Genomic DNA, 8,804 nt, shown 5'->3' with positions numbered 1-8,804 from the left:
AGGGTTTGAGGGGCGTTAAATTGCAAAAAAAGTTTGATTTGAATACTTAATAATCAAAAATTTACCAACTTGGGTATTGGTCGTTTGATGATGGGGCTAGGTGTTGCGTTTGCTACGGTGAGTTATATGAAAGCAGCGGCAACATGGTTTGATGAAAAAGGCTTCTCTGTTGCTAGTAGTTTATTGTTGACAGCGGCAATGGCTGGTGCCGTTGTTGGGCAAGCGCCTTTATCTGCATTATTTAATAGTGTTGGTTGGCAAGAGGGGTTGTATTACTGTGCAATTATTGGTGTGGTTTTTGCGATTGTGTATTGGCTTATTGTGCGTGATGACCCTGAAGAGGGGCATGCTAATTTAGCGGAGGAACAGGCAGCTCAAAATGAGCAAAAAAATATTTTAAAAATGGTCAAAAAAGTGATCAGTTCACGCAATAATTGGTTGCTTATGGCATATTCTGGGTTAATCTTTACGACGATTGATGCCTTTGGCGGGCTATGGGGTAATAGCTTCTTTGTCCAGAAATATGCACTAACAACGACACAAGCCAGTTACTTTATTTCGTGTATTTTTATTGGTATGGGCATTGGCGCGCCAATTATGGGGAAATTGTCGGTTAAGATCCGCTGTGTGCCGATTATGTTTTGCTGCACATTGATTGGTTTTGTGTCTTTGCTGGCTATTTTGTATTTGCATTTAAATGTAACCTTTTTAGTTATTGCCTGCCTTGTCTATGGCATTGTGACTAGCTCATTTATGTTGGTTTTTGTCGTCGGACGCAAGGTAAACCCATTATGGGTGATGGCGACTGCTGTAGCATTGATCAACACCGGAGAGCCTATATTTGGTGGCACCTTTGAAGGGCTTGTTGGCATGATTCTAGATCACTTGCAACCGGATGTCTTAGGTGCAAACTATAGTGTGTCAAGTTATGAAGTGGCCTTTAGTATTCTGCCTGCAAGTATTATCTTAGCACTATTGACCTTATGTTTTGTACGTGAACGGAAGTGCTAAAAACCTTATTTATTGAGCAAAGGCTAAATATTCACTCACAAGTGCTCACCGTACCCTCAGCCAGCGTTTACACAATCAAGGTGGGCTGGGATATGGTCATAGCAGTTTATTGACTCATAAAATCTTGGCGTTGTTGAGATATCTCTTGCTGTGTTTGCCATGTGCTAGGTTCACTTTGATTCTTTTGAGATACGTCACCTTGGTTATCATCAATGGTAGTCACTAAACCATATTGCGTATTATAGGTTTGGGTTTTAAAGCCTGCTTTTTGTAAAGCAATTGCGGAGCTTGTCGCAACAACGGTATTAACCGTGGCATAGGTCATTGACTTATCAAAGTTTGCATCAGCATAGCCTGAGCCAGTCATCATAAAGGTAAGACCAATAAGGATAGATATAATGTGTTGACGCATAAATAAGCCTTGTCACTTAAGGGTAAGATTAAGTTTAGTGATTTGACGCTCAGTTGTCTATGCGCTGGAGAAATTACTGATGGTTTCTTTGATTAACCATGACAATATAAGCTAGAGTATAAGCAATTAAGAATGCTATCAAGGTATATAAATGACCAAATGATTTGATATCGATTAAATAACTAAATGGCACACTGATTGCTAAATAAAAGAAAATTGACCAAGAAGAGCAGAGTGATTTCCATATTTTGCTTATGTCATTTTTGTAGTAGCTTAAGGAGTAGACAACAAATAAAATGATATGCGCAATAAGTGCTAACAGGACGGCTTTCATCGATGCTTGTATCATCAAATAAGACACAACCAGAAAGATGACATAGCTTAATGATAAACCAAAAGGTACTTTAAATGCGCGCTCAGCTTGAGGCTCAGACTTCCGTAAGCGTGCCAATGCGACAGGAATAGCAACGCATGAAATTAGCTGAAACACGGTAACCATGATCATGATGTTTTGCCAGTTTTTAGAGAAAAACACCATAATTACGCCAATGATAAAGACAGTAATTAATGAACGTCTTGATAGATTGTATTTAGCAATAATACGATCAAAGAATGAAGGCAGTTGACCATCTTGTGACATGCCAGTGATCATGCGTGAGCTTGAGCCCATATAAAGCGCTCCTGTGCCTGATGGACTAATCGCAGAGTCGGCATATAGCACCCAAATCATTGCGACATTAACGCCAATTAAACCAAGAAGTTGTGCCAATGGTGATGAGAAAATAGGTAAATTTTGCCAACCATGCTCAAGATACTTGGTTGGCATGGCACCGATAAAGGCAAACTGCAGAATGAGATAGACAACCAGACAGATAAGGACACAACCAATTAGTGCTAACGGAATATTGCGCTTTGGGTTTTTAAGCTCGGCACCAAATACTGCAATCATGCCAAAGCCATAAAAAGAATAAAAAATGCCACCAGTAACCACAGTGGCAATTGCGCCACCAATCATGCCACCCATAGATTGATGAAAGCCGCTTAATGAGAAGTTGGATGCATGAAACTCACCATGCCATCCTGCATAGACAATGATAATGATGCCAGTTGCAAGTGGTACAATAAGCTTAAATAACGTAATAACATTATTTACTTTAGACAGGATCTGTAATCCCCAAAAGTTTATCAAACCATATACAACAATCAAAAGTACAACATATAGCTCACCAGTTAATGACAAGTCTTTGCCTGCCATAAGACTTGGGTAGATACCACTAAGATATTGAATAGTTGCTGAAGCTTCAGATGGGATTACCAGAATCAGTCCCATTAGATTTGAAATGGCGACAACAAACCCATAGTCAGTATTCTTATGTGATAGTGTGAGAATGCGTGCGAAAAAAGCGCGCTCTTTAAACATTGTTGCGGTTTCAGCCAATAGCAAAGCCAAGATTAATGCTAAGACTGCACCAATTATCCAAGATAGAAATGCCATTGAACCTACTGCTCTTGCGGCATTGTAAGATGCGAAAAGCCAGCCACTGCCAATAATACAACCAACGCCAATGGCGATGGCAGAAAATAAAGCTGGTGATTTCATATTATCTGTATTAACAGCCATAAAGATTCCTCCCCTAAGTGTTTATTTAAAAATACATCATTATGATGTAACAACTTTCACAGTAAGCAACCGTCTCCCTTACGATGGCTTGCTATGGTTGGATTCAAAATCGGTCATATTTTCAATATCATAAAGCATTTATGTAAATACTTTGTGTATTGTTGTGTAATTGCTTGTAAATGTTTTTAATGATCTTCTGATTTCTGTGTAATAAGCACGAAATAAAACAGTGCGCTTAATATTAAAAAGATAATGTAAAATGCAGTGTAATTGGCAAAGTGCTTGTAAATAATGGCAGCAATTAACTCAAATACTAAGAATAAGAAAATTCCCCAAGAACCAACAATCATTTCCTTGATGAGCTTGTTGTCGTGTGTTTTGACTTTCATGCCAGCATACATTACAAAAAAGGCCAAATGCAGGATCAAAGCCACTGCCAAATTGATAATGCCTGAGATCATCAATAAGTAGCTTAAGAATAAAAAGATCACAAACGAAAAAACTTGTGGAAATGGTAAGTAGCTTATCGTTAAAGGGTCATTTTTATTGGCTTTGAGCTTGCTGTAGGCAATGGGTAATGCAATACATGAAATCAAAATAAATGTAGTGGTTAACGAAGCGATCAGCTGCCAGTTTCTAAAGAATATAATCAATACCAATGAGCAAATAAACGTAAAAATCAGGCAAATACGCGACATGCCAATTTGTTCGTTAATTTTGCCAAAAACTTTAGGTACTTGACCGTGCTTGCCCATCTCATTGAGCATACGCGTGCTCGCACCAGTATAAATAATTCCCGTCCCTGACGGACTGATAAAAGCGTCAGCATATAGAACAACCGCCAAGGCATTTAATCCAATAAGACCAGTTAATTGTGCTAACGGTGATTCAAAATTAAGTCCTGCCCAGTCATTATCAAGCATGTGTGGTGGTAGCGCGCCAATAAAGGCAACTTGCAGGAGCAAATAGATACCAAGAACAATTAGCACACTACTGATTAACGCTATTGGCACATTGCGTTTAGGATTTTTAAGCTCCGCGGTAAAGCTAACTGCCGTTTGGAATCCAAAGAATGAATAAAAAATACCACAACTGACAATCGCACCAAATATACTACTATTGCCAAAAGGGATAAAACTAGCATTTTGTGCGGTGAAATTGCTGCTATGAAATGCCGCAAGCAGCATAAGAACAGCAGTGACAATAGGAATAATAATTTTGAGTGTCGTAATAGAGTTATTAATCTTTGCAAAAAAGTGTATTCCCCAATAATTAATCAGTGTATATATCAACATAAACACACCAACCACGCCAACACCAGCTAAGGTTAGCGAGCCATTGGCGAATATATACGGCGTCATGGGTTTATAGATAGATGCTATATATTGCGTGGTTGCCATGGCTTCAGACGGAATGACAATTAAACCTAAAAGCCAGTTTGAGATGCCAGTAACGAAGCCAAAATGTGCGTTATGTGAAATGCTAATTAAGCGTGTGAAAAGCCCATTGACTGGATATTTGATGGCGATTTCTGCTAACAATAATGCCATGATTAACACAGCAAGAGCACCGATGATCCATGATAAAATGGATGCCCCACCCGCGGCTTTTGATGCGTAATATGAGGCAAACAGCCAACCGCTACCCATCATCGTGCCGATACTAATGGCAATTGCCGAGAACAGCCCCGGCTGATTTAGTTTCTTTTCCATACTACCTCCCCTGATATTTGGTTAGAACCTTTTAGATAATATTGGAAAAGTAGTTTTATGACAAGGTATGATGTGGTTTAAATTAAGACTTAAAGGTGTCCGATAAGAGCAATATATTGTCTGAATATATATGATATTATCATTATTACTAAGATACACTGCTAATGAGATCGGGAGATAGATCAACACCAAAGGAGACGACAATGAACTACAAATCATCTATTCAAAAAACACAACAGCATAACGTAAGTAAAAAAGCGCAGTTAGTAAAAATATTTAGGGAAATATTTGAAAAGGATGAGTTTGATGAAGCAGATATACATAAATATTTCCATCCTGATTACACACAACATGTTGATGGTAAGGTACTGAAATTTGATGATTTTCTTGCGCATATCAAATCATTAAAAGCAGCTGTAAATAAGGTGAATATTCATTTTGAGCACTTGATCGAGGATGGTAATAGAGTATGCAGTGTGCATTATCCTGAAGCTCAAAAAGTTAATGGCATGACCATTAAAGCAAAAGTGATTGCAATGTTTGAGTTCAAAGAAGATCAGCTGATTTTTTGTGATGAGTTGACACATTTAATTCAAGGTGAAGAGGATGATGCTGACTTGGGTTCTAGACATTGATTTAGTGAAAATGCTTTGCAATTAAACACCGCAAAAACATTTCTAAGTGATATAATCGCTAGATTGAATTTTTAGCGATTACTATTCCAATGGATATTTCAACAGCAACCGAGAGTGTTGCGCAAACAAAATTATTAAGCTTTTTCGCAAGTTGTGCTAAAGGCATTGAGTTGTTACTAAAAGATGAACTGTTAACACTAGGCGTTGATGAAGCGCGCGAAAAGCTTGCTGGTGTTGAGTTTGAAGCGGATCTTGCCACTGCTTATAAGGTCTGTTTGTGGTCACGTCTTGCCAACCAAGTGCATCGCAAATTACATGTGGCTAAATTTGACAGTGCGGATGCTTTTTATAATGAACTTTATTCTTTACCTTGGGCAAGTTTCTTTGATGTTAAACAGTCGATTAAAATCGAGGTTTCTGGTAAACATCAAGTGTTTAATAATACCCAGTTTGCTGCGCAAAAAGCAAAGGATGCGGTGGTTGATTATTTTCGTGATCAGATGGATGAACGCCCAAGTGTTGATCTAGAGCATCCAGATATTGTGATTAATATCCATTTACAAAAAGGCATGGCATTTATTTATTTGTCATTGACAGGACAAAGTTTACATCGTCGAGGTTATCGTTTAGCTCAAGGTGAGGCGCCCTTGAAGGAAACCCTCGCAGCTGCATTGCTTGTTAAAAGTGGTTGGCTGGATGAGCTTAAAAAAGATCAAGTGAACTTTATTGATCCAATGTGTGGTTCAGGGACGATTTTAATTGAAGCGGCAATGATGGCATATGATATTGCGCCAAATCTTGCGCGTGGTACGTTTTGTTTTATGCGTTGGTGTGATTTTGATCATAATGCATGGCAGACGCTAAAGTCAGAAGCGTTAATGCGCAAAAATATTGGCAAAGAAAAAAGCAATATAACTCTACTTGGTTATGACGATGATATGCGCGTATTGGACAAAGCACGACAAAATATAGCAAGTGCTGATCTTACTGGTGCGATTGAAGTCTTTGTGCAGGATGTCAGAGACTTAAGTAATGATACACATGAAAAAGCCGGATTTATCTTGACCAATCCTCCTTATGGTGAGCGCTTGTATCATGGCAGACCTGAAAAGTTACGGGGATTATTTAGCGGATTTGGCAAGGCATTAATACGTGGTTTCAGTGGCTGGAAGGTGTCTATCTTTAGTGCCGCAAGTGAACCTGTCAGAGCACTTGGATTACGATCGATGAAGGTTAATAAATTCTTTAATGGTGCGCTTGAGACGATGCTTTATCAATTTGAAGTATCAGATCAATGGGTGATGCAGCATGAATCTGCAGCACAGAAATTAACGCGTCAAGCTAAGAATGCAGTTTTGCAAGATGATGGCCATTTGGCGTTTAAAAATCGGCTATTAAAGAACTATCAGCAAATTCAAAAATGGGCACAGCAGCAAGGGCTTGAATGTTACCGTATTTATGACGCTGATTTACCTGAATATGCCGTTGCAGTTGATCTTTATAATACCCATGTGCATGTACAAGAATATCAAATTGGGAAAACCGTTGATGAGAAACTTGCACAAAAGCGTCTGTTGCAAGCGGTTTATCATATTGCTGAAGTATTAGGTGTTAGGTATGAGCAGATTCATTTAAAAACACGTCAACGACAAAAGGGTGATAGCCAATATCAAAGGCAGGCAATGACTGACAAGTTCCATGTGGTTAAAGAATATGATGCCTTGTTTTATGTGAATTTTGATGATTATTTAGATACTGGTCTTTTTTTAGATCACCGTAAAATGCGCCAAATCGTGGCAAAAGCAGCCAAAGGCAAAACGTTATTAAACCTATTTTCTTATACATGCTCGGCAAGTGTGCATGCAGCATTGATGGGTGCCAAAACGGTTAGTGTGGATATGTCAAAGACCTATCTAGATTGGGGAAAACGCAATTTACACTTGAATAAATTAAATGTTGATCAGCATTTATTTGTTCAATCTGATTGCTTTGTCTGGCTTAAGGAAGCAGTTAAAGCGCGTAAACAATTTGATGTGATTTTTTTAGATCCGCCAACATTCTCTAACTCTAAGCGTATGCAAAATGTTTTGGATGTACAGCGTGATCATGTTGAATTAATAGAACTTGCCATGCGACTTTTAACAAGAAATGGTGTATTGTATTTCTCTAATAACTATCGCAAGTTTAAATTTGATGAAGGATTGCAGGCGAAATATAATTGCCAGAATATTGATGATAAATGCTTGTCGCGCGACTTTCTAAGAAGACCAACGATTCACCATTGTTGGCAGATTTCAGCTAAATTGAATGGTTAGCTTTTTTCCTAGTGCATGAGCTATTTTTGAGAGCAGGTTAAAAGAGGGTAGCCTTGTATCAGAGCCGCTTTCAAGGCGAGAAATAACTTGTTGTGTAGTATTTGATTTCTCAGCAAGTTCTTTTTGACTAAGCCCTGACTCAATTCTTAACTGATAAGCAAGTTGGGCAATTTCATTAATATAGCGTTCTTGTTCAAAGTCTATGCTGAATTGCTTGTCATGTTCCATTTGCTCTTTGATGGCTGATTGGACACTTGATCCAATATGTTTATTTTTCATTTCTTAGTACCTCACTCATTCGTTTCTCAGCGATATCCTTATCTTTGCTTTCCAACTTTTGTGTTTTTTTCTCCACATAGTGAAGCAACACCATAGCATTTGAATCTTGCATGCAATATAGGATGCGATGTTGGTTCTTAAACTTATATTTAATTTCCCAAAGTTTACCTTTGATTTGTTTAAATTGTACTTTAACAAAGTCAAAGCCATACTTTTCTATGTCAGCAAATCTTGCATATGCAGCCAGCTTTTCATCACGTGGTAGCTTATTTATGTCCTCTTTCACAGGCTCACGGCCATTTGAGGTTTTGTAAAAATATATATCCATTACATAAATATAGGTTGCTTTTCTCATAAGGATACACCCAAATGGATGTGTGTCAAGTTTTTGATGACTTTTATCATTTATGGGGTTATCTGCAAAGCTAAACTTTACTAACTCTAGTTATTAATTACTTAAAAAGTGAAAAAGTGAAAAAGTGAAAAGGTGAAAAGGTGAAAAGGTGAAAAGTAATATGGTCATAGCCGGCTAGTTTTATCAATACATATTACCTGTCTGGATATCCCAAAGTTGAGCATATTTCCCTTTGAGCTTTATCAGTTCTTGATGCGTACCGCTTTCAATGATTTGCCCTTGATCCATTACATGGATGATATCGGCATGGCGAATTGTTGACAGTCGATGGGCAATAATAATCGTTGTTTTTGATTTAGAAATCTTGTTTAAAGCACGCTGTATAGCTGTTACGTCCAACTTTATATGGCTCTTAACTGCTGTTTTTGTCTCGCACTGAATGCGTAGTTTCAGCGCTCCTTATG

At 38.1% G+C, this 8,804-nt stretch carries 9 protein-coding genes; 3 read left to right on the top strand and 6 right to left on the bottom strand.

The annotated features are described in order from the left end of the window. The first annotated feature begins 69 nt into the window (after positions 1-69). Positions 70-1,011, top strand: coding sequence for an MFS transporter (locus ACTS4L_RS10720; RefSeq protein WP_440616207.1), 942 nt, complete (start codon positions 70-72; stop codon positions 1,009-1,011). Positions 1,012-1,117: 106 nt separating this feature from the next. Here ACTS4L_RS10720 and ACTS4L_RS10715 read toward each other — a convergent pair whose 3' ends face one another. From ACTS4L_RS10715 to ACTS4L_RS10705, 3 genes are all read right to left on the bottom strand, one after another. Beyond that, positions 1,118-1,423: a hypothetical protein gene (locus ACTS4L_RS10715; RefSeq protein ID WP_440616206.1), complete on the bottom strand. Its 306-nt coding sequence runs from the start codon at positions 1,421-1,423 to the stop codon at positions 1,118-1,120. Between the two features lie 73 nt (positions 1,424-1,496). Further along, positions 1,497-3,044 carry an APC family permease gene (locus tag ACTS4L_RS10710; protein ID WP_440616204.1) on the bottom strand — a complete coding sequence of 516 codons (1,548 nt, stop codon included), beginning with the start codon at positions 3,042-3,044 and terminating at the stop codon, positions 1,497-1,499. A 185-nt stretch (positions 3,045-3,229) separates the two neighbouring features. After that, positions 3,230-4,756 carry an APC family permease gene (locus tag ACTS4L_RS10705; RefSeq protein WP_440616203.1) on the bottom strand — a complete coding sequence of 509 codons (1,527 nt, stop codon included), beginning with the start codon at positions 4,754-4,756 and terminating at the stop codon, positions 3,230-3,232. Between the two features lie 203 nt (positions 4,757-4,959). Between ACTS4L_RS10705 and ACTS4L_RS10700 the strand changes: the two genes are divergently transcribed. Then, positions 4,960-5,391, top strand: a complete 432-nt coding sequence (locus ACTS4L_RS10700; protein WP_440616202.1) for a nuclear transport factor 2 family protein — start codon at positions 4,960-4,962, stop codon at positions 5,389-5,391. Between the two features lie 89 nt (positions 5,392-5,480). Then, a complete protein-coding gene (gene rlmKL / locus ACTS4L_RS10695) occupies positions 5,481-7,706 on the top strand; it encodes a bifunctional 23S rRNA (guanine(2069)-N(7))-methyltransferase RlmK/23S rRNA (guanine(2445)-N(2))-methyltransferase RlmL (RefSeq protein ID WP_440652025.1) in 2,226 nt (741 codons plus the stop codon). Here rlmKL and ACTS4L_RS10690 read toward each other — a convergent pair. The 3 genes from ACTS4L_RS10690 to ACTS4L_RS10680 form a co-directional block, all read right to left on the bottom strand. After that, positions 7,686-7,985: a helix-turn-helix domain-containing protein gene (locus ACTS4L_RS10690; protein WP_440616199.1), complete on the bottom strand. Its 300-nt coding sequence runs from the start codon at positions 7,983-7,985 to the stop codon at positions 7,686-7,688. The genes rlmKL and ACTS4L_RS10690 overlap by 21 nt on opposite strands. Beyond that, a complete protein-coding gene (locus tag ACTS4L_RS10685; RefSeq protein ID WP_440616197.1) occupies positions 7,975-8,340 on the bottom strand; it encodes a type II toxin-antitoxin system RelE/ParE family toxin in 366 nt (121 codons plus the stop codon). The genes ACTS4L_RS10690 and ACTS4L_RS10685 overlap by 11 nt, the downstream gene beginning before the upstream one ends. A 183-nt stretch (positions 8,341-8,523) precedes the next feature. Next, positions 8,524-8,739, bottom strand: coding sequence for a hypothetical protein (locus ACTS4L_RS10680; RefSeq protein WP_440652024.1), 216 nt, complete (start codon positions 8,737-8,739; stop codon positions 8,524-8,526). Positions 8,740-8,804 lie beyond the last annotated feature (65 nt).

The sequence above is a fragment of the Cysteiniphilum sp. 19S12-1 genome (assembly GCF_052030685.1).
Lineage (GTDB): Bacteria > Pseudomonadota > Gammaproteobacteria > Francisellales > Francisellaceae > Caedibacter.
This window is presented reverse-complemented; position numbering and strand designations above follow the sequence as displayed.

Coding starts and splice junctions, on each gene's coding strand:
- ACTS4L_RS10715 (WP_440616206.1), bottom strand. CDS start 1,423: ATGCGTCAACACATTATATCTATCCTTATTGGTCTTACCTTTATGATG.
- ACTS4L_RS10710 (WP_440616204.1), bottom strand. CDS start 3,044: ATGGCTGTTAATACAGATAATATGAAATCACCAGCTTTATTTTCTGCC.
- ACTS4L_RS10705 (WP_440616203.1), bottom strand. CDS start 4,756: ATGGAAAAGAAACTAAATCAGCCGGGGCTGTTCTCGGCAATTGCCATT.
- ACTS4L_RS10700 (WP_440616202.1), top strand. CDS start 4,960: ATGAACTACAAATCATCTATTCAAAAAACACAACAGCATAACGTAAGT.
- rlmKL (WP_440652025.1), top strand. CDS start 5,481: ATGGATATTTCAACAGCAACCGAGAGTGTTGCGCAAACAAAATTATTA.
- ACTS4L_RS10690 (WP_440616199.1), bottom strand. CDS start 7,985: ATGAAAAATAAACATATTGGATCAAGTGTCCAATCAGCCATCAAAGAG.
- ACTS4L_RS10685 (WP_440616197.1), bottom strand. CDS start 8,340: ATGAGAAAAGCAACCTATATTTATGTAATGGATATATATTTTTACAAA.